The sequence below is a fragment of the Pantoea sp. M_10 genome, from assembly GCF_008631515.1.
GTDB lineage: Bacteria > Pseudomonadota > Gammaproteobacteria > Enterobacterales > Enterobacteriaceae > Pantoea > Pantoea anthophila.
This window is the reverse complement of the sequence record NZ_VWUL01000011.1, coordinates 100,398-119,980: the sequence shown is the minus strand read 5'-3', so window position 1 is coordinate 119,980 and position 19,583 is coordinate 100,398. Positions and strand designations below refer to the sequence as shown.

The following is a 19,583-nucleotide window of genomic DNA, read 5'->3' as shown; positions in this document are numbered from 1 at the left end:
AACTCAGAAGTGAAACGCCGTAGCGCCGATGGTAGTGTGGGGCCTCCCCATGCGAGAGTAGGGAACTGCCAGGCATTATACAAGTGAAGAAGCCCCGCACCGACGTGCGGGGCTTTTTTACGTCTGCCGATCGTGAAAAATCGCAGTGTAATACCATCCTCAGCGGCTTTTCAGCCACTCAGCAATGAAATCTGCAACGCTGCCCGGACAATTTATATCCAGAACCGGTACGTCCAGCGCTAATTTCTGGTCGGTGGCAACCGCTATTGTCCGCGCATCGAGCAGCTCTTCGATCCCACCCTTAACCCCCTCGCGCCATAAAACAATCTTTGGAACAGGTTCATCTTTGAAGCCTTCGACCAGCACCACCTCAAGTAAAGCGTGATCCATGCGGCTGACCAGATAAGACAGATCAATCGACGGCTGATCCGGCGTTTCACACATCAACGCCCAGCGTTCTGAACTGGCGACCATGACCTGACTGGCCCCCGCCTTTCTGAGCAGATAGCTATCTTTACCTGGGGTATCCACATCCATCTGATGATGGGTATGCTTGATCAACCCCGCGCGAATGCCTTTGCCACTGAGGAGCGGAATCACCTGCTGCAACAGCGTGGTTTTACCGGTTCCACTCCAGCCCACAATGGCAAGTAAGGGTAGTGACATATCAGGTTCTCTCTTTCAGATCGTCTGGCGTATTGATGTTGCGGAAGGCGGATTCATCATCATCCAGCGCGACCGCATGACCACCATGATCGCGCAGGAACTGTATGAGGCGCCGCTCTCCGGCCTGCAGATAGTCAAAAAGGGCTTTTGCCATGTCACGGTGAATCAGGGCGAGTGTAGGGTGATCGCGCGTCTGCGAGCGAACCCATACTGCGGGTGCTTCTCTGCGTTGATGGATCAGTTTTTCCACAAAGTTAAGAGGAATCGCGGGGGTATCGCAGGAGCAAAAAACCGCCCATTCCCCTTCTATGGCGATCAAGGCACTGTAGATGCCAGCCAGCGGGCCCGGGTAATCGTCAAAAACATCCTCTATAACGCGACACCCGCTTAGCTGATAGCGATCAATATTACGATTCGCATTAATCATGACAATGTCGACTTGTGGCCTGAGCCGCTCAAGAACATGCTGGTAAAGCGGTCTGCCATCCAGCTGCACCAGCCCTTTATCCAGACCACCTATACGGCGGCCCTGACCACCCGCCAGAATGATGCCGGTTAATGCTGTCATGACAGTACCCTCGCTGATTACGTACCTGGAGAAAACGAAATGAAATGCCATCGCCTGAATGAATTGCTGGAATTGCTGCAACCCGCCTGGCAAAAAGAGCCTGACCTTAATCTGGTCACATTTTTGCAGAAACTGGCTCAGGAATCTGGTTTCCGTGGCCCGTTAAGTGAATTAACGGACGATATATTAATTTACCATCTCAAAATGCGTGACTCAGCCAGCGATGATGCCATTCCGGGGCTGAAAAAAGATTATGAAGTCGATTTTAAAACGGCACTCCTCCGCGCGCGGGGTGTCATTAAACCGGACGAGTAGTGTTATCCTTGGCAGCTACATGCAAGGGCAACCACAGGTAACAGAATGAGCGACGCTGCTTTCAACTTCCAGACACTGAACCCCGACGTACTGCTTGATGCGCTCTGGGGTACAGGAATCCGCGTCGAATCGGGACTGACAGCCCTGAACAGTTATGAGAACAGGGTCTATCAGTTCAGCGATGATGAAAAACGTCGCTATGTCGCCAAATTCTATCGTCCACAGCGCTGGCGTGCCGAACAGATTGCGGAAGAGCATCAGTATGCCCTCGATCTGCTGGCTGACGAGGTCCCTGTTGCGGCACCGCTGCGGCTTCAGGGCGAGACGTTGCACAGCCATGCGGGCTTTTTCTTTGCGCTCTTTCCCAGTCTGGGCGGGCGGCAATATGAGACCGACAACGAAGATCAGATGGAGTGGGTAGGTCGTTTTCTGGGGCGTCTTCATCAGACCGGTCGCAAAGCGCTGTTCAGTCACCGGCCAGTCATGGGACTGGATGAGTATCTGCACGAACCGCGTCAGGTGCTGGAGCAGGCTCAGCTGGTTCCTGATTCACTGAAAGCCATGCTGCTACAGGCGGTTGATAAGCTGGGAGAGGCGCTGCAGCAGCACTGGCATACCGGATGGCAGCCGCTACGATTACATGGTGACTGCCATCCGGGAAATATTCTGTGGCGCGATGGGCCGCTGTTTGTCGATCTGGATGACGCCCGTAATGGCCCGGCGGTGCAGGATCTCTGGATGCTGATCAGCGGCGATCGACAGGAACAGCGTATTCAGTGGGATATCCTGCTGGAGGCTTACGGTGAATTCAGCGATTTTGATATTAATGAATTGTCACTGATTGAACCTTTACGCGCGATGCGCATGGTTTATTATCTGGCCTGGGTCGTCAGACGCTGGCAGGATCCCGCTTTTCCGCGTGCGTTTCCCTGGATGACAGATGAAGATTTCTGGCGCAGGCAAATTTCGCTATTCACCGAGCAGGAGAAGCTGTTGCAGGAACCTCCTCTGCAGCTGACACCGCAATATTAATGACGTAGTCAGGAGAGTGTTTCACGATGAAAAAGATTTGGTTTGCACTGATGGGTTTAGTGCTGGCATTCAGCGCGTCTGCTGCCCAGTTCACTGAAGGTAAACAATATGTCAGTCTGCAGAAACCCGTGGCCGGCGAACCTCAGGTGATGGAGTTCTTCTCGTTTTTCTGCCCGCACTGCTATCAGTTTGAACGCATTTATCACGTTAATGACGCGGTTAAAAAGAACCTGCCTGCTGACACCAAACTGGTGAAATATCACGTCGATTTCCTCGGCGGTGATCTCGGGCCGGTCGTGACTCAGGCCTGGGCGGTAGCAATGGCGCTGGGTGTGGAAGACAAGGTTACGGCACCGATCTTCGATGGCATTCAGAAAACGCAGACCATTACCGATCCTGCCAGTCTGAAAGAGGCCTTTATTCAGGCGGCCGGGATCTCCTCTTCTGATTACGATGCAGCCTGGAACAGCTTCGCAGTTAAAGCCTTAGTTGCCCAGCAGCAGAAAGCGGCGGCTGATGTCGATCTGCGTGGTGTGCCTGCGATGTTCGTTAATGGCAAATACATGGTGAACAATGGCGGGCTGGATACCAGCTCTATGGATAATTTCGTTGCAGACTATGCCAACGTCGTTAAATTCCTGGTAAGCCAGAAGTAATCAGCCTTCTGCACTCGTGAAACGCCAGCGCCTGCTGGCGTTTTTTTTATGCTTCTTAATTGCGCGACGGTTTTGTCCATCTCCAGGGCATAAATTTAATATCCACACAAGGGATCACGCTATTGAAAATGGCGATCACGTCACGGTAATTGATAAAGCATATGAAAAATAAGCATTTTATTTGCTCATAAATTGCCTGATCGCCTGAGGGATCGCGCGTTATCATTTTTACGCACAAAGTTATCCACAACCCGATCGTTGCGATCCTGCCTCCGGAAATGTGAAAAAACGTCCACGCGGCACGCCTTAGTTCACCATTTCTGCCAGGTTGTGGCATCCTTATAGTCCAACTCACAGCAACGAAGACTACACAGACTTATGGCGCAAATTGCAGAAAATCCCCTGATTCTGGTTGATGGCTCATCCTATCTTTATCGCGCGTATCACGCGTTTCCGCCGCTGACCAACAGTGCAGGTGAACCGACTGGCGCCATGTACGGCGTGCTCAACATGCTGAAAAGCCTGCTGGCACAGTATAATCCGAGTCACGTTGCTGTGGTGTTCGATGCCAAAGGCAAAACCTTCAGAGACGAACTGTTCGAGCATTACAAATCTCACCGCCCCCCAATGCCGGACGATCTGCGCGCGCAGATTGAGCCGCTGCACGAGATGGTACGGGCGATGGGGCTGCCGTTGCTGGCGGTGAGCGGTGTGGAAGCGGACGATGTGATCGGTACGCTGGCGCTGGAGGCTGAAAAGAAGGGCCGTTCAGTGCTGATCAGCACGGGCGATAAAGATATGGCGCAGCTGGTTTCGCCAGGGATTACGCTGATTAATACCATGACCAATACCATTCTCGGGCCGGAAGAGGTCGAGCAGAAATATGGTGTCCCTCCCGCGCTGATTATCGACTTCCTTGCCATGATGGGCGACAGCTCAGATAACATTCCCGGCGTACCGGGCGTGGGTGAAAAAACCGCACAGGCGCTGCTGCAGGGGCTGGGCAGCATGCAGACGATCTATGACAACCTGGATAAAGTGGCCGATCTCTCGTTTCGCGGTGCCAAAACGATGGCGACCAAACTTGAGCAGAATCGTGAGGTGGCCTTCCTCTCATATCAGCTGGCGACCATCAAAACCGACGTTGAGCTGGCACAGCCCTGTGAAGAGCTGACGGTGACCGATCCCGATATTGAGGCACTGCAGTCTCTGTTCAGCCGTTATGAGTTCAAACGCTGGCTGAGCGATCTGCAGGACGGTAAATGGCTGCAGGGGAAAAAGAGCAATACGCAGGCGCAAAAAGCCCTGTCCGATGAGCCGGCACCCGTGGTGGAAACCAGCAGCGTATTGCCAACCGATAATTACGTGACCATTCTGGATCAGGCTCTCTTTGATAGCTGGCTGGAGAAGCTGAAAAACAGCGACGTCTTTGCCTTTGATCTGGAGACCGATGCGCTTGATACCCTGAGTGCAAATATTGTCGGCATCAGCTTCGCGGTGGCGCCCGGTGAAGCGGCTTATCTGCCGGTTGCCCATGACTATCTTGATGCGCCTGAGCAGCTGGATCGCGCCGCCGTTCTGGCGCAGCTCAAGCCCCTGCTGGAAGATGCCAGTGCCTGGAAAGTGGGCCAGAATCTGAAATACGATCGCGGCGTCCTCAGGAACTACGATATTGAACTGGCCGGTATCCGGTTTGACACCATGCTGGAGTCATACATCCTCAATAGCGTGGTGGGCAAACACGATATGGATAGCCTGGCTGCTCGCTGGCTTAAACATAAAACGGTCACTTTCCAGGAGATTGCCGGTAAAGGTAAAAATCAGCTGACGTTCAATCAGATCGCGTTAGAGCAGGCAGCCCACTATGCTGCCGAAGATGCCGATGTCACGCTGCAGCTGCATCTGAAGATGTGGCCTGAGCTGGAAAAAGAAGCGGGCCCGAGAAACGTCTTTGAGCAGATTGAGATGCCATTGCTGACGGTCATCTCCCGGATAGAGCGCAATGGCGTATTGATCGACCAGGCTATTCTGGCGCAACACTCGAAAGAGCTGACTGCCCGACTGGCTGAGCTGGAGTCGAAAGCGCATGAGCTGGCAGGCGAGCCCTTCAATCTCTCCTCCACGAAACAACTTCAGGTGATTCTGTTTGAAAAACAGGGCATCAAACCCACGAAGAAAACACCGGGTGGGGCACCGTCAACCAGCGAAGAGGTGTTAGCCGAACTGGCGCTCGATTATCCGCTGCCTAAAGTGATCCTGGAGCATCGCGGCCTGTCGAAACTGAAATCGACCTATACGGATAAGCTGCCGCAGATGATCAATCCGCTGACCGGACGGGTGCATACCTCCTATCATCAGGCCGTTACCGCCACCGGACGCTTGTCCTCTGCCGATCCTAACCTGCAGAACATCCCGGTGCGTAATGACGAGGGACGCCGAATCCGTCAGGCCTTTATTGCCGATAAAGGTTATCGCATCGTGGCGGCCGACTACTCCCAGATTGAACTGCGTATCATGGCGCATCTCTCTCAGGATAAAGGCTTACTGGATGCCTTTGCCCAGGGTGAGGATATTCACCGTGCTACGGCATCGGAAGTGTTTGGTGTCGCGCTGGATAAGGTGAGTGGAGAACAGCGTCGCAGCGCCAAAGCGATTAACTTTGGTCTGATTTATGGCATGAGTGCCTTTGGCCTGTCACGTCAGCTCAACATCGGTGCAGGTGAAGCGAAAAAGTATATGGACCTCTACTTTGAACGCTATCCGGGCGTACTGCGCTATATGGAGAACACCCGGCAGCTGGCGGCGAATAAAGGCTATGTTGAAACGCTGGAAGGGCGCCGGCTCTGGCTGCCGGATATTAAATCCAGCAATGCGATTCGCCGCAAAGCCGCAGAGCGTGCCGCCATCAATGCGCCGATGCAGGGAACGGCAGCAGACATCATCAAACGCGCGATGATTGCCGTGGATGAGTGGCTTCAGCAGCAGAATGACAGCGCAGTAAGAATGATCATGCAGGTTCACGATGAACTGGTGTTCGAAGTGAAATCGGAGGCGGTGGAAGCGGCCAGCAAGAAAATCCGTGCGTTAATGGAAGGCAGTGTGAAGCTCGACGTACCGTTACTGGTTGAAGTCGGCGTCGGTGACAACTGGGACGAAGCACACTGATTACCGCCTCCGGGCCGGTTCTGTCGCACAAAACTGGCCCTGATTCAGGCATAAGTAATTCGTTTAGTTGAGCGGTCAGCTGTAACCGGGCGACACCGGGAGCGAAAGCGCGTTTCTAACTGCTTATCGGCTAAACATTTTTTTCGTCATTAAACTACATCACAACGCTATTTTTGTGACGGGTATGGTAAAAAAAGTCCTGTTTTGATGTAAGTAAGCAACAAAAAAGCCTTTGTCAGGCACAAAAAATCAGGTAAAGTTCGTCGCGTAGGGTACAGAGGTAAGATGTTCTATCTTTCAGACCTTTTACTTCACGTAATCGGATTTGGCTGAATTTAGCCGCCCCAGTCATTCTGTGACTGGGGCGTTTTTTATTGGGATTTTTGTTACCGCAGTGTCAGCGGATCAGCGATGCTGCTCACGCGTTTCCGTGCTGATCCTCAGTCGCCTCATCAGGCATCGCATACCAGCTGTCCAGTTTCTGACGAACCTTATCCACGCCGATTTTCTTCAGCGATGAGAAGAGCTCTACCTGGATATCGCCGCCGAAGCTAAGCGCCGCCTCACGCACGACGTTGAGCTGGGCTTTGCGGGCACCGGAAGCGAGTTTATCGGCTTTGGTGAGCAGCAGCAGAACCGGAATTGCGCTTTCCACCGACCACTGAATCATCTGGCGGTCGAGATCTTTCAGCGGATGACGAATGTCCATCAATACGACCAGCCCCTTCAGCGCCTGACGCTTTTGCAGGTACTCGCCTAACGCACGCTGCCACTTCAGCTTCATCTCTTCCGGCACTTCGGCATAACCGTAGCCTGGCAGGTCGACCAGACGCTTCCCTTCTTTAACTTCAAACAGGTTGATCAGCTGAGTACGTCCCGGTGTTTTACTGGTGCGCGCCAGCCCTTTCTGATTGGTTAACGTGTTCAGCGCACTCGATTTTCCCGCGTTCGAGCGGCCAGCAAAAGCCACCTCAATTCCGGTATCGGCAGGCAGATGACGGATATCCGGCGCGCTCATGACAAAGTGGGTAACGTGATAATTCAATTCAGACAAGGTAACACTCCAGAAAACGCATTAGGGCAATGGCGGCGATTATACGCGTTATGGCGCGAAAGTGCTCAATCGCGTCGTGATAACAGTCCATGTAAGAGATTGACCATTCGCGCTGCGGGTTATGTCGATTTTTACGCGGATTTCTGAAAATAAAATCATCACTATTTCAATGAGTTAATAATTTTTGCTCTTTTTTTAAGCCAACTATCGGTGGCGCTGACTTGAGGCTTTTACCAGTTGGTCTACATTATTGTGCAGTGAATGGCAGCACACATCAGGATGATGCGCTCAGGGATGTCAGGATGGCAATGAGCGATGGAATGGAACAGGTCAGGGACATGGCCAGACAGGGACAGGGAATAGCTCAGGAGTTGAGCAGGCGCGGGATTGACCGGGATGTTACGAGCCGAAAAGGATTTAAAACATGATTCCTTCTTGTGAAGGTATGAAATAAGGCGACAGCTTGAGCTGTCGCCTTTTTTCTTTGTCGGGTTTCTGCTAGATTTCGCCGCAATTCTATACTGAATAAAAAAGCCAGGACCGAATACTATGAAGCAACCTGCACGAGCTGCCCACGGCAAACCTGCCGTCAAAGCCAAACGCAAATCGCGTGACGAAATTAACCTCGAAGCGCGCGATCGCAAACGCGATAAAAAGCATCGCGGACATGCATCTGGCAGCCGTGCTAATCCGGCGGCGTCGGACAGCAATGGCGCACGCCAGTCAGCCCCCGCAAAAGATCCGCGCATCGGGAGTAAGAAGCCGGTGGCCCTGATCGCCGATGGCAAAACCACCGCCGTCAGGCCACAGAAAAGTGCAGATAAACCGGCAGCCCCGAAGAAAGTGCGCCTGACGCCGGAAGAAGAGCTGGCGAAGCTGGAAAACGATGAACGTCTGGATGCGCTGCTGGATCGCCTGGAAAATGGCGAAACGCTGTCGGCAGAAGATCAGGGCTGGCTGGATGCCTCGCTGGATCGCATCGACGAACTGATGGAGCAGTTAGGCATCGTGATGGACGATGGCGAAGATGAACAGGCAGAAGAGGATATGTACCGTCTGCTGAAGGGCAACTAAGCAAATTTGATCGGCATGCGAGTTCCGCATGCCGTGCTTCTCAGGTAAACGACAATGTTTTGGCCTGGATCAATTTTCGCGCTGCTGGCGACATGTTATCTGCTGTGGTTATTGTTTAAACTACGACGCCTGTCGCGTCTGAAGCAACGTTTACGTCGGGTCTCATCCCGCTCACCTTTCATCCCTTCTTCTTCGCGACCTTCTCTCAGACGACGTCACCGGAAGGAGTGAGCATGCCATCGCTGCAGATTGCCTGGGATCAGGCGTTAATTGAAAAGTACAATTACGCCGGGCCACGTTACACCTCCTATCCCACTGCGCTGGAGTTCAGCGAAGACTATACGGAAACCGATTTTCAGCATGCCGTGGCGCGTTATCCCGGGCGTCCGCTGTCGCTTTACGTTCATATCCCTTTCTGCCACCGTCTCTGCTACTTCTGCGGCTGTAATAAGCAGGTGACGCGTCAGCGCCACAAAGCAGACCGCTATCTGGATGTGCTGGAGGAGGAGATTATTCAGCGCGCGCCGCTGTTCCGCCAGCGCCGGGTGACACAGCTTCACTGGGGCGGCGGCACACCGACCTTTCTCGACAGGCAGCAGGTTTCGCGGCTGGTGGGCCTGCTGAAGCAACACTTCAATGTGACCGATGATGCCGAAATGTCGATCGAGGTCGATCCGCGGGAAATGGCGCCGGATATGATCGATCATCTCCGATCGCTGGGCTTTAATCGTCTCAGTATGGGCGTGCAGGACTTCAACAAAGCGGTGCAGGCGCGGGTTAACCGGGTGCAGGATGAGGAGGTGATCTTCAGTCTGATGGCCCGCGCTCGTGAACAGGGCTTCCGCTCAACCAGCATCGATCTGATCTACGGTTTACCTCTGCAGACGCCCGACAGCTTCGCCTGGACGCTGGAGCGGGTCGTGGCGCTGAATCCGGACCGTCTCAGCGTCTTCAACTATGCGCATCTGCCGGCGCTGTTTGCGGCACAGCGCAAAATCAAAGAGGATGAACTCCCCTCGGCCCGGCAGAAACTGGATATTTTGCAGCAGACCATCGCGACCCTGACGCAGCAGGGCTATCACTATATCGGCATGGATCACTTTGCGAAGCCGCAGGATGAGCTGGCTGTCGCGCAGCGCGACGGGAAGCTGCATCGCAATTTTCAGGGTTACACGACGCAGGGCGACAGCGACTTGCTGGGGCTGGGTGTCTCCGCCATCAGCATGGTGGGTGACAGCTATGCGCAGAACCAGAAAGACCTTAACAGCTGGTACAGCAGTGTGGAACAGCAGGGGAATGGCCTGTGGCGCGGCGTCGCCTTAACCCGCGATGACTGTCTGCGGCGGGATGTGATTAAAACACTGATTTGCCACTTTTCGCTCGATTTTTCCGCAACAGAGGCGCAGTGGGGAATTTGCTTTCATGACTACTTTGCTGAAGATCTGGCGCTGCTGAAACCCTTAATTGCCGACGGGCTGGTGGAGCAGACGACGACGGGGCTGGAAGTGACGGGGATTGGCCGGTTGCTGGTCCGCAATATCTGCATGTGCTTTGATCGCTATCTGCGGCAGAAAGTTCGTCAGCAGCAGTTTTCGCGCGTGATCTAAAGAAACGGGCTGGCAGACCTCGCCAGCCCGAACTGAACCCCTATTCCATCCCCAGCTCTTTCAGCTTGCGCGTCAGGGTGTTGCGTCCCCATCCCAGCAGACGTGCGGCTTCCTGCTTGTGGCCCTGGGTATGGCGCAGCGCCGTAGTCAGCAGCGTCCGCTCCATCTCGGGCTGGGCTTCTGACAGCAGATTCTGATGACCGGAACGCAGGGCGCGGTCGGCCCACTGAGCCAGCAGCGTTGCCCAGCTGTCAGGCAGTGACTGCACCGGGTTTTCCGGTGTGCTGGACTCAAACAGCTCGCCGGGCAGATCCTGAATCAGCACTTCCTGACCGGCCGCCATTACCGTCAGCCAGCGACAGGTGTTTTCCAGCTGGCGCACGTTACCTGACCAGTGCAGACGGGTCAGCGCCGTTTCGGTTTCCGGATGCAGAATCTTCGCTTCTACCCCCAGCTCACGGGCCGCCACCTGCAGGAAATAACGTGCCAGACGCGGGATGTCTTCACGACGCTCACGCAGCGGCGGCAGATGTACACGGATCACATTCAGGCGGTGGAACAGATCCTCACGGAACTTGCCTTCCTGCACGCGTAATTCCAGGTTCTGGTGGGTAGCCGCAATGATCCGCACATCCACTTTGACCGGCGCATAGCCGCCGACGCGATAGAACTGACCATCGGCCAGCACGCGCAGCAGTCGGGTCTGCACATCCAGCGGCATGTCGCCAATCTCATCCAGAAACAGCGTGCCCCCATCTGCCTGCTCAAAACGGCCCTGACGGATCTGGTTTGCACCAGTAAAGGCGCCTTTCTCGTGACCGAACAGTTCTGACTCAATCAAATCTTTGGGGATCGCCGCCATATTCAGCGCGATAAACGGTGCTTTGGTGCGTGGGCTGTGCCGGTGCAGCGCATGGGCGACCAGCTCTTTACCGGTGCCCGACTCACCATTGATCAGGACGCTGATTGAGGAGCGCGACAACCGCCCGATGATGCGGAACACATCCTGCATCGCGGGCGCTTCCCCGATAATATCGGTGGTCGGTCCGCTGACCGGCTGATTACGCGGCTGCTGCTGCTCCTGATAGTGACTGATGGCACGCTCTACCAGCGCAACCGCCTCATCAATATCGAACGGCTTAGGCAGGTAATCAAACGCCCCCTGCTGATAGGCGCTGACTGCGGCATCGAGATCGGAATGTGCCGTCATAATGATGACCGGCAGCATCGGATGACGTTGTTTAATCTGTTTCAGCAGCGCCAGGCCATCCATACCGGGCATGCGAATATCTGACAGTAAAACGTCCGGGGTTTTGGTTGAGAGGGCATCCAGCACCTCACCTGCGCTGTCAAACGTCGCACAGCTCAAACCGGCTCCAGTGAGCGCGCGTTCAAGCACCCAGCGGATGGAGCTATCGTCATCGACGATCCAGACTATCCCTCGTTGCATAGAAACCTCACTGGCGAATAGGCAGGTAGACCGAGAATTCGGTGTGACCCGGCCAACTGTTAAATTCTATTTTTCCTGAATGCTGATCAATCAGGCTACGGGCGATGGAGAGACCTAAACCGGTTCCGCCTTCACGTCCACTGACCATCGGATAGAAAAGCGTATCCTGCAGCTGGGCCGGAATACCGGGGCCATCATCTTCAATATCTATTCGTGCTACCAGGCGATAACGGGTGCCGTGCAGCGTCAGCTGAAAAGCCGTACGGGTGCGAATAACAATCGTCCCGCCGTCGTCGCCCAGCGCCTGAAGCGCATTGCGTACGACGTTAAGCAGCACCTGTTCAATCTGGTCAGGGTCGTGCGGCAGTTCCGGCAGGCTGGGATCGTAATCCCGCACCAGGGAGACATTCTCCGGCAGCTCCATCGACACCAGATTAACCACCCGCTCAGCCACCTGGTGAATGCTCTGGGTAATGTGCATCCCCGGCTGCTGTGGCCCTAACAGACGATCCACCAGATTCCGCAACCGGTCGGCCTGTTCAATAATGACCCTGGTATATTCATTCAGCGAGGGATCGGGCAGGGCGCGTGATAAAAGCTGTGCCGCGCCGCGCAATCCTCCCAGCGGATTTTTTATCTCATGGGCCAGGCCGCGAACCAGATCGCGTGCAGCCACCTGCTGGGCGTGCTGTAACTGCTCCTGACTGAGGCGACGCTGGTTATCCATCGGCGCCATTTCCATCAGAATCAAGCCATCGGGTAAACGCTGTGCGGTCAGCGACATAATATGTGCGCGACCATCGACTACCAGCGTGACCTCACTGTCAGTGAATCCCTGGCCAGCCTCAAGACTCTCGCGCATCACCTCAATATTCAGCGAAAAGTAGCCGGTTAAATCCGGTAACGGCGTGCCGAACAACTTGCGTGAGCTCTGCGCCAGTAATTGCTGCGCCGCCGGGTTGGCGTAATGAATAACCAGGTCGTTATCCACCAACAAAATACTGTTGATTAAAGCGTTGAGAATCTGCCCGGCGTCGGGCAGAGAGCCAGTTGCCATACAACGTTCCTCTGCACTAAATAGGTGCATTCTGGTGTTTAAGCCGAAAAGCGGGAGAATGAACGGTGAATTCGCGGAGAAAAAAGCCCATCCGAAGATGGGCTAAAAGTTTCCACGGCAACAAAAACGTCTGATCAGTTAAACGCTGTAGTACAGCTCGAACTCAACCGGGTGTGGCGTCATGCGAACGCGGTCCATCTCAGTTTTACGCAGTTCGATGTAAGCATCGATAGATTCATCAGTGAAGACACCACCGCGGGTCAGGAACTCGCGATCTTCGTTCAGTGCATTCAGCGCTTCTTCCAGCGAGCCTGCAACTTTTGGAATCTCAGCTTCTTCTTCCGGTGGCAGGTCGTACAGGTTTTTATCCATCGCATCGCCAGGGTGGATTTTGTTGATGATGCCATCAAGGCCAGCCATCAGCAGTGCGGTGAACGCCAGGTATGGGTTAGCCGCTGGATCCGGGAAGCGCGCTTCAATACGACGGGCTTTCGGGCTGGCCACTACCGGGATACGGATAGACGCGGAACGGTTACGGGCAGAGTAAGCCAGCATAACCGGTGCTTCGTAACCCGGAACCAGACGCTTGTAGGAGTTGGTGGTCGGGTTCGCCAGGGCGTTGATCGCTTTAGCGTGCTTGATGATACCGCCGATGTAGAACAGCGCCATTTCAGACAGGCCGCCGTACTTATCGCCCGCGAACAGGTTCTGGCCACCTTTAGAGAGTGACATGTGGCAGTGCATGCCTGAACCGTTGTCGCCAAACATTGGCTTCGGCATAAAGGTCGCGGTCTTACCGTAAGCGTGCGCGACGTTGTGAACGACATATTTGTAGATCTGAATTTCGTCAGCTTTTTTGGTCATGGTATTGAAGCGGGTCGCCACTTCGTTCTGACCTGCGGTCGCCACTTCGTGGTGATGCGCTTCAACCACCAGGCCCATCTGCTCCATGGTCAGACACATGGCAGAACGGATGTCCTGTGATGAGTCAACCGGTGGAACCGGGAAGTAGCCGCCTTTCAGACCTGGACGGTGACCTTTGTTACCGCCTTCGTACTCTTTACCGGTGTTCCATGCCGCTTCGATATCGTCGATAGCAACGTGTGAGCCGGAAGTCGATGAACCGAAACGGATGTCATCGAACAGGAAAAATTCAGGTTCTGGTCCAAACAGGACGGTATCGGCGATACCGGAAGAGCGCAGGAAATCTTCAGCGCGTTTGGCGATAGAACGTGGATCGCGGTCGTAGCCCTGCATGGTGCCTGGCTCGAGAATGTCACAACGGATGATCAGCGTAGAATCTTCGAAGAAAGGATCCATGACCGCCGTGGTAGCGTCAGGCATCAGCACCATGTCTGATTCGTTGATGCCTTTCCAGCCGCCGATAGACGAACCATCGAACATTTTGCCTTCTTCGAAGAAGTCAGCGTTAACCTGGTGAGCAGGGATCGTAACATGCTGTTCTTTACCTTTGGTATCGGTAAAACGCAGGTCAACAAACTTAACTTCATGCTCGTTCATCATCGAGAGAACGTGTTCAGCGGACATACTCAACTCTCCTGGAAATGGTCTTTCATTATCTACATGGCGAGGAAACGTCGTTTCCGGAGGGCGTGGCGGGAAAGGAAATTCCTGACCACTCTTTTCCGGCACGCTCTTCAACCGACATCTGACTGGCGTTTACGCTTGTTACAGATAAAGCGAATTCTGTGCCAACTTTTTTGATGTTGCTTAAATCGCCTTATGATGCACCTTTTTGTCGTAATGCGGCTGCACCACGATGGTTTTAATGCACCATAACAGTGCTGAAGGTGAATTTACAGGCACCATTTTGGTGCATAGGACCAACTTAGTGCATTTTCTGCACCGGGAACAGTGCGAATTTGCGTCAATGCAATAATCTTTCAGTGAAAAGTGTGATCGTGTTCAGTCTTCCGCTTAATCCGTGTACAATAGCGCGCTATTTCTAATGCCTGAGGCAAAGCTGTGATCGAAAATTTGCGTAACATCGCCATCATCGCGCACGTTGACCATGGAAAGACCACCCTGGTTGACAAACTGCTGCAACAATCCGGTACTTTTGATGCCCGTACCGAAGCAACCGAGCGCGTGATGGACTCCAATGATTTGGAGAAAGAGCGTGGGATTACCATCCTCGCAAAAAACACCGCCATTAAGTGGAATGACTACCGTATCAACATCGTTGATACCCCAGGACACGCCGACTTCGGTGGTGAAGTTGAGCGCGTCATGTCCATGGTGGACTCGGTGCTGCTGGTTGTAGATGCGATGGATGGCCCTATGCCGCAAACCCGCTTCGTGACCAAAAAAGCGTTCGCGCATGGTCTGAAGCCGATTGTGGTTATCAACAAGGTAGACCGCCCGGGCGCACGTCCGGATTGGGTTGTGGATCAGGTGTTTGACCTGTTCGTTAACCTGGATGCGACTGATGAGCAGCTCGACTTCCCTATCATTTTCGCCTCTGCGCTGAATGGTATTGCAGGTCTTGACCACACCGATATGGCTGACGATATGACCCCGCTGTACCAGGCCATCGTTGACCACGTTTCACCTCCACAGGTTGAAGTTGAAGCGCCACTGCAGATGCAAATCTCGCAGTTGGACTACAACAACTACCTGGGCGTGATCGGCATCGGCCGCATCAAGCGCGGTAAAGTGAAGCCTAACCAGCAGGTCACTATCATCGATAGCGAAGGCAAAACCCGTAACGGTAAAGTCGGCAAAGTCCTGACTCACCTGGGTCTTGAGCGTATCGACAGCGATCTGGCTGAAGCGGGCGATATCATTGCTATCACCGGTCTGGGTGAGCTGAACATCTCTGACACCATCTGTGACACGCAGAATGTGGAAGCGCTGCCAGCCCTGAGCGTCGATGAACCTACCGTAACCATGTTCTTCAACGTCAACACCTCACCGTTCTGCGGTAAAGAAGGTAAGTACGTGACGTCGCGCCAGATCCTGGAGCGTCTGAACAAAGAACTGGTTCACAACGTGGCACTGCGCGTTGAAGAAACCGAAGACTCGGACGCATTCCGCGTTTCAGGTCGTGGTGAGCTGCACCTGTCTGTTCTGATCGAAAACATGCGTCGTGAAGGTTTCGAACTGGCGGTATCCCGTCCGAAAGTTATCTTCCGTGAATTCGAAGGCCGTAAACAGGAGCCATTCGAGAACGTGACGCTGGATATCGAAGAAACGCATCAGGGTTCCGTTATGCAAGCCATGGGCGAGCGTAAAGGCGACCTGAAAAACATGGATCCGGATGGTAAAGGCCGCGTACGTCTTGACTACGTGATCCCAAGCCGTGGTCTGATCGGCTTCCGTAACGAATTCATGACCATGACTTCCGGTACCGGTCTGCTTTACTCCACCTTCAGCCACTACGACGACATTCGTCAGGGCGAAGTGGGTCAGCGTCAGAACGGCGTCCTGATCTCTAACGGTCAGGGTAAAGCGGTTGCGTTCGCCCTGTTCGGTCTGCAGGATCGCGGTAAGCTGTTCCTGGGTCACGGTGCAGAAGTCTATGAAGGCCAGATCATCGGTATTCACAGCCGTTCTAACGACCTGACCGTGAACTGTCTGACCGGTAAGAAGCTGACCAACATGCGTGCTTCCGGTACAGATGAAGCCACCACCCTGGTTCCACCGCAGAAAATGACGCTGGAGCAGGCTATCGAGTTCATCGATGATGACGAACTGGTAGAAGTGACTCCTCTGTCAGTGCGTATCCGTAAACGCCATCTGACCGAAAACGACCGTAAACGTGCTTCACGTGGTCCTAAAGACGCGTAATCACGCTTTAGCGTAATAAAGAGCCCCGCCATGCGGGGCTTTTTTTTGCCTGCGATTCCGCGCCTGCCCGCCGGGCCAGCCAATTATTGTCTGCTGTGACACGCTTTTTGCCCCCCCGCTGCCGTTTACGCTTTTCTCTCCGGTGCTGGCTGTTCAGCCTGCGTTTTTGCCGCTAGAGTGAATACTCCAGGGAACCGAAGGAGGCGCACCATGCTGTATATCTTTGATTTAGGCAATGTGATTATCGATATCGACTTTAACCGCGTGCTGGGCGTCTGGAGTGACCTTAGCCGTGTGCCGCTGGCCTCACTGCAAAGCCATTTCCGGATGGATGAGGCGTTCGAACAGCATGAACGCGGTGAGATCAGCGATGAAGATTTTGCGCTGGCCCTCTGCGAAAAGCTGGAGATCGCTCTCAGCTATGAACAGTTTGCCGCGGGCTGGCAGGCGGTGTTCGTTGACGTGCGTCCGGAAACGCTGGCGCTGATGAACCGGCTGCGGCTGGAGGGGCATCGGGTCGTGATCCTCTCCAATACCAATAAGCTGCACTGCGCCTTCTGGCCGACGCAGTACCCCGACGTGCAGCAGGCGGCTGACAAGCTCTACCTGTCACAGGAGCTGGGCATGCGGAAGCCGGAAGCCCGCATTTATCAGCATGTGCTGGATGCGGAAGGGGTAACGGCCGAGCAGGCGGTCTTTTTTGATGATAATGCAGAAAATATCGAGGCGGCCCGGGCGCTGGGTATCGAAAGCGTGCTGGTGACGGACAGCCGCACGGTTCCCGACTGGTTTGCAGGTCGACAGTAACGCATGAAGTCACGAACATTTCGTCCCGGGCTGCATGCCTTCTGGCTGTGGCTCAGGCTGCTGTGGAAACGCATTGACGAAGATGGCATGACAACCCAGGCGGGCAACCTGGCCTATGTCTCACTGCTGGCGCTGGTGCCGCTGATTGCGGTGGTGTTTGCGCTGTTTGCGGCGTTTCCGGTCTTCTCCGACATCAGCGTGCAGCTGAAGCAGTTTGTCTTCAACAACCTGATGCCCGCCGCAGGCAATACGCTGCAACGTTATCTTGAGCAGTTTGTGGCTAACGTCAACCGGATGACGGCGGTCGGGGCCGTCGGCCTGATTGTGACCGCCCTGCTGCTGATGCATTCGGTCGATACCGCGCTGAACACCATCTGGCGCAGCCACAAGAAGCGGCCGATGGTTTACTCTTTTGCGGTCTATTGGATGATCCTGACTCTCGGCCCGCTGCTGGCCGGTGCCAGCCTGGCGATCAGCTCCTATCTGCTGTCGCTGCGCTGGATTAATGCCACCGGAGTCACCAGCCTGGTTGATCAGATGCTGCGTATTTTTCCGCTTCTGCTGTCGTGGCTCGCCTTCTGGCTGCTCTACAGTATTGTGCCCACCCAGCGCGTGCCGCCGCGTGATGCGCTGATTGGTGCACTGGTCGCCGGGGCGCTGTTTGAGCTGGGCAAAAAGGCCTTTGCGCTCTATGTTACGATGTTCCCCTCTTATCAGTTGATCTACGGTGTTCTGGCCGTAATCCCGATTCTGTTTCTCTGGGTCTACTGGACCTGGTGTATTGTGTTGCTGGGCGCTGAAATAACCGTGACGTTAGCCGACTACCGGCAGCTGAAACAGCAGCACAAAGATGAGCAACGCGAGGAAAGATGATTGCATTGATTCAGCGCGTAACGCGCGCCAGCGTCAGCGTCGATCAGGATGTGACCGGTGAAATTGGTGCCGGACTACTGGTCCTGCTGGGGGTGGAGAAGGGCGATGACAATGCGCGTGCGGAACGTCTCGCAGAACGCGTACTGGGCTATCGCATCTTTAGTGATGAGCAGGGCAAAATGAACCTGAGTCTCCGCCAGACGGGGGGAAGCGTGCTGGTGGTGTCACAGTTTACGCTGGCCGCTGACACGCAAAAAGGGATGCGCCCCTCCTTTTCTGGTGGCGCCGAGCCGGCTGAGGCTGAGCGTCTGTATGAGTACTTCAGCGACTGCTGTCGGCAGCAGGGCATTACCACAGCGAATGGCCGTTTCGCGGCAGATATGCAGGTTTCACTGGTGAACGATGGTCCGGTGACGTTCTGGTTACAGGTGTGAGATCGTCAGCTGAGCGGCAGGGAACAGGCCACACCTCCGAGCGGGAGAAACATTTTATGTATCACCTTCGTGTGCCTCAGACAGCGGAAGAGCTGGATATCTACTATCAGTTCCGCTGGGAAATGTTACGTAAACCACTGCGTCAGCCGCAGGGGTCTGAACGTGACGCCTGGGATGCCTTAGCGCATCATCAGATGGTGGTGGACGAGCAGGGAAATCCGGTCGCCATCGGTCGTCTCTACATTAATGCCGACAACGAGGCCGCGATCCGCTTCATGGCCGTTCATCCCTCCGTGCAGGGCAAAGGGCTGGGAACGCTGGTGGCGATGACGCTGGAGTCAGTGGCGCGTCAGGAAGGTGCAAAGCGGGTGACCTGCAGTGCCCGGGAAGATGCTGTGGCTTTCTTCGCGAAACTTGGCTACGTCAATCAGGGCGAGATAACCGCGCCGCAGACCACGCCGGTTCGTCACTTTCTGATGATTAAGCCGGTCATTACGCTGGATGACATTCTGCACCGCGCCGACTGGTGCGGGCAGCTGCAACAGGCCTGGTACGATCACATCCCGCTCAGCGAGAAGATGGGGGTCCGCATTCTGCAGTTTACCGGGCAGAAATTTATTACCACCATGCCCGAGGCGGGCAACCAGAATCCGCACCATACCCTGTTCGCCGGCAGCCTCTTTTCGCTGGCAACACTGACCGGCTGGGGATTGATCTGGTTGCTGCTGCGCGAGCGTCATCTCGGTGGAACGATTATTCTGGCAGATGCCCACATTCGCTATAGCCATCCCATCAGCGGGCGGCCCGGCGCGATTGCCGATCTGGGCTCATTAAGCGGCGATCTCGATCGTCTGGCGCGTGGCCGTAAAGCGCGCGTGCAGCTTGAAGTGGAGCTGTTCGGCGATGATGAGTGTGGTGCAGTGTTTGAAGGCGTTTATATCGTGCTGCCCGCCGATCCCGACGGACCGCTGGAAGAGGGTGGTTCCGGCGCACGTATCAATTAATCAGCAGGGCC

General features: G+C 54.7%; 17 protein-coding genes. 11 read left to right on the top strand and 6 right to left on the bottom strand.

Annotation, left to right across the window (positions count from 1 at the left end):
- Positions 1-159: 159 nt before the first annotated feature.
- Positions 160-666 carry a molybdopterin-guanine dinucleotide biosynthesis protein MobB gene (gene mobB, locus F3I47_RS21330; RefSeq protein WP_150030352.1) on the bottom strand — a complete coding sequence of 169 codons (507 nt, stop codon included), beginning with the start codon at positions 664-666 and terminating at the stop codon, positions 160-162.
- A gap of 1 nt (position 667) precedes the next feature.
- Positions 668-1,234, bottom strand: coding sequence for a molybdenum cofactor guanylyltransferase MobA (gene mobA, locus F3I47_RS21325; RefSeq protein ID WP_150030353.1), 567 nt, complete (start codon positions 1,232-1,234; stop codon positions 668-670).
- Positions 1,235-1,273: 39 nt separating this feature from the next.
- Between mobA and F3I47_RS21320 the strand changes: the two genes are divergently transcribed.
- The 4 genes from F3I47_RS21320 to polA all read left to right on the top strand — a co-directional run bounded on the left by F3I47_RS21320 (position 1,274) and on the right by polA (position 6,402).
- Positions 1,274-1,549: a YihD family protein gene (locus F3I47_RS21320; RefSeq protein ID WP_046100879.1), complete on the top strand. Its 276-nt coding sequence runs from the start codon at positions 1,274-1,276 to the stop codon at positions 1,547-1,549.
- A 45-nt stretch (positions 1,550-1,594) separates the two neighbouring features.
- A complete protein-coding gene (locus F3I47_RS21315; RefSeq protein WP_009088169.1) occupies positions 1,595-2,581 on the top strand; it encodes a serine/threonine protein kinase in 987 nt (328 codons plus the stop codon).
- Between the two features lie 26 nt (positions 2,582-2,607).
- The gene (dsbA, locus tag F3I47_RS21310; protein ID WP_009088168.1) at positions 2,608-3,237 is read left to right on the top strand and encodes a thiol:disulfide interchange protein DsbA; all 630 of its coding nucleotides are present in this window, start codon (positions 2,608-2,610) and stop codon (positions 3,235-3,237) included.
- Between the two features lie 378 nt (positions 3,238-3,615).
- Positions 3,616-6,402 carry a DNA polymerase I gene (gene polA, locus F3I47_RS21300; protein WP_150030355.1) on the top strand — a complete coding sequence of 929 codons (2,787 nt, stop codon included), beginning with the start codon at positions 3,616-3,618 and terminating at the stop codon, positions 6,400-6,402.
- Positions 6,403-6,820: 418 nt separating this feature from the next.
- On the opposite strand, the gene yihA is transcribed toward polA, so the two are convergent.
- Entirely contained in the window at positions 6,821-7,456 is a 636-nt protein-coding gene (gene yihA / locus F3I47_RS21295; protein WP_150030356.1) for a ribosome biogenesis GTP-binding protein YihA/YsxC, read from the bottom strand.
- A 549-nt stretch (positions 7,457-8,005) separates the two neighbouring features.
- On the opposite strand from yihA, the gene yihI reads away from it, so the two are divergent.
- Both yihI and hemN read left to right on the top strand, forming a co-directional pair.
- On the top strand, positions 8,006-8,530 hold the full coding sequence (gene yihI / locus F3I47_RS21290) for a Der GTPase-activating protein YihI (protein WP_009088161.1): 525 nt from the start codon (positions 8,006-8,008) through the stop codon (positions 8,528-8,530).
- A 233-nt stretch (positions 8,531-8,763) separates the two neighbouring features.
- Positions 8,764-10,137, top strand: a complete 1,374-nt coding sequence (gene hemN / locus F3I47_RS21285) for an oxygen-independent coproporphyrinogen III oxidase (protein ID WP_150030357.1) — start codon at positions 8,764-8,766, stop codon at positions 10,135-10,137.
- A gap of 40 nt (positions 10,138-10,177) precedes the next feature.
- Here hemN and glnG read toward each other — a convergent pair whose 3' ends face one another.
- From glnG to glnA, 3 genes are all read right to left on the bottom strand, one after another.
- Positions 10,178-11,587: a nitrogen regulation protein NR(I) gene (gene glnG, locus F3I47_RS21280; protein ID WP_009088155.1), complete on the bottom strand. Its 1,410-nt coding sequence runs from the start codon at positions 11,585-11,587 to the stop codon at positions 10,178-10,180.
- Positions 11,588-11,594: 7 nt separating this feature from the next.
- Positions 11,595-12,644 carry a nitrogen regulation protein NR(II) gene (gene glnL, locus F3I47_RS21275; RefSeq protein ID WP_009088153.1) on the bottom strand — a complete coding sequence of 350 codons (1,050 nt, stop codon included), beginning with the start codon at positions 12,642-12,644 and terminating at the stop codon, positions 11,595-11,597.
- Between the two features lie 138 nt (positions 12,645-12,782).
- On the bottom strand, positions 12,783-14,192 hold the full coding sequence (gene glnA / locus F3I47_RS21270; protein ID WP_009088151.1) for a glutamate--ammonia ligase: 1,410 nt from the start codon (positions 14,190-14,192) through the stop codon (positions 12,783-12,785).
- Between the two features lie 438 nt (positions 14,193-14,630).
- On the opposite strand from glnA, the gene typA reads away from it, so the two are divergent.
- The 5 genes from typA (at position 14,631) to fabY (ending at position 19,572) form a co-directional block, all read left to right on the top strand.
- On the top strand, positions 14,631-16,454 hold the full coding sequence (typA, locus tag F3I47_RS21265; RefSeq protein WP_009088150.1) for a ribosome-dependent GTPase TypA: 1,824 nt from the start codon (positions 14,631-14,633) through the stop codon (positions 16,452-16,454).
- 210 nt (positions 16,455-16,664) lie between these two features.
- On the top strand, positions 16,665-17,261 hold the full coding sequence (yihX, locus tag F3I47_RS21260; RefSeq protein ID WP_140029965.1) for a glucose-1-phosphatase: 597 nt from the start codon (positions 16,665-16,667) through the stop codon (positions 17,259-17,261).
- Positions 17,262-17,264: 3 nt separating this feature from the next.
- On the top strand, positions 17,265-18,134 hold the full coding sequence (locus F3I47_RS21255) for a virulence factor BrkB family protein (protein ID WP_009088146.1): 870 nt from the start codon (positions 17,265-17,267) through the stop codon (positions 18,132-18,134).
- On the top strand, positions 18,131-18,568 hold the full coding sequence (dtd, locus tag F3I47_RS21250; RefSeq protein WP_009088144.1) for a D-aminoacyl-tRNA deacylase: 438 nt from the start codon (positions 18,131-18,133) through the stop codon (positions 18,566-18,568). Before F3I47_RS21255 ends, dtd begins: the two co-directional genes overlap by 4 nt.
- 56 nt (positions 18,569-18,624) lie before the next feature.
- Complete coding sequence (fabY, locus tag F3I47_RS21245) at positions 18,625-19,572, top strand: fatty acid biosynthesis protein FabY (RefSeq protein ID WP_009088141.1); 948 nt, start codon at positions 18,625-18,627, stop codon at positions 19,570-19,572.
- The last annotated feature ends 11 nt before the right edge of the window (positions 19,573-19,583 follow it).

What these genes read in the sequence shown, in the direction of transcription:
- mobB (WP_150030352.1), bottom strand. Translation starts at nt 666, where the DNA reads ATGTCACTACCCTTACTTGCCATTGTGGGCTGGAGTGGAACCGGTAAA.
- mobA (WP_150030353.1), bottom strand. Translation starts at nt 1,234, where the DNA reads ATGACAGCATTAACCGGCATCATTCTGGCGGGTGGTCAGGGCCGCCGT.
- F3I47_RS21320 (WP_046100879.1), top strand. Translation starts at nt 1,274, where the DNA reads ATGAAATGCCATCGCCTGAATGAATTGCTGGAATTGCTGCAACCCGCC.
- F3I47_RS21315 (WP_009088169.1), top strand. Translation starts at nt 1,595, where the DNA reads ATGAGCGACGCTGCTTTCAACTTCCAGACACTGAACCCCGACGTACTG.
- dsbA (WP_009088168.1), top strand. Translation starts at nt 2,608, where the DNA reads ATGAAAAAGATTTGGTTTGCACTGATGGGTTTAGTGCTGGCATTCAGC.
- polA (WP_150030355.1), top strand. Translation starts at nt 3,616, where the DNA reads ATGGCGCAAATTGCAGAAAATCCCCTGATTCTGGTTGATGGCTCATCC.
- yihI (WP_009088161.1), top strand. Translation starts at nt 8,006, where the DNA reads ATGAAGCAACCTGCACGAGCTGCCCACGGCAAACCTGCCGTCAAAGCC.
- hemN (WP_150030357.1), top strand. Translation starts at nt 8,764, where the DNA reads ATGCCATCGCTGCAGATTGCCTGGGATCAGGCGTTAATTGAAAAGTAC.
- glnG (WP_009088155.1), bottom strand. Translation starts at nt 11,587, where the DNA reads ATGCAACGAGGGATAGTCTGGATCGTCGATGACGATAGCTCCATCCGC.
- glnL (WP_009088153.1), bottom strand. Translation starts at nt 12,644, where the DNA reads ATGGCAACTGGCTCTCTGCCCGACGCCGGGCAGATTCTCAACGCTTTA.
- glnA (WP_009088151.1), bottom strand. Translation starts at nt 14,192, where the DNA reads ATGTCCGCTGAACACGTTCTCTCGATGATGAACGAGCATGAAGTTAAG.
- yihX (WP_140029965.1), top strand. Translation starts at nt 16,665, where the DNA reads ATGCTGTATATCTTTGATTTAGGCAATGTGATTATCGATATCGACTTT.
- F3I47_RS21255 (WP_009088146.1), top strand. Translation starts at nt 17,265, where the DNA reads ATGAAGTCACGAACATTTCGTCCCGGGCTGCATGCCTTCTGGCTGTGG.
- dtd (WP_009088144.1), top strand. Translation starts at nt 18,131, where the DNA reads ATGATTGCATTGATTCAGCGCGTAACGCGCGCCAGCGTCAGCGTCGAT.
- fabY (WP_009088141.1), top strand. Translation starts at nt 18,625, where the DNA reads ATGTATCACCTTCGTGTGCCTCAGACAGCGGAAGAGCTGGATATCTAC.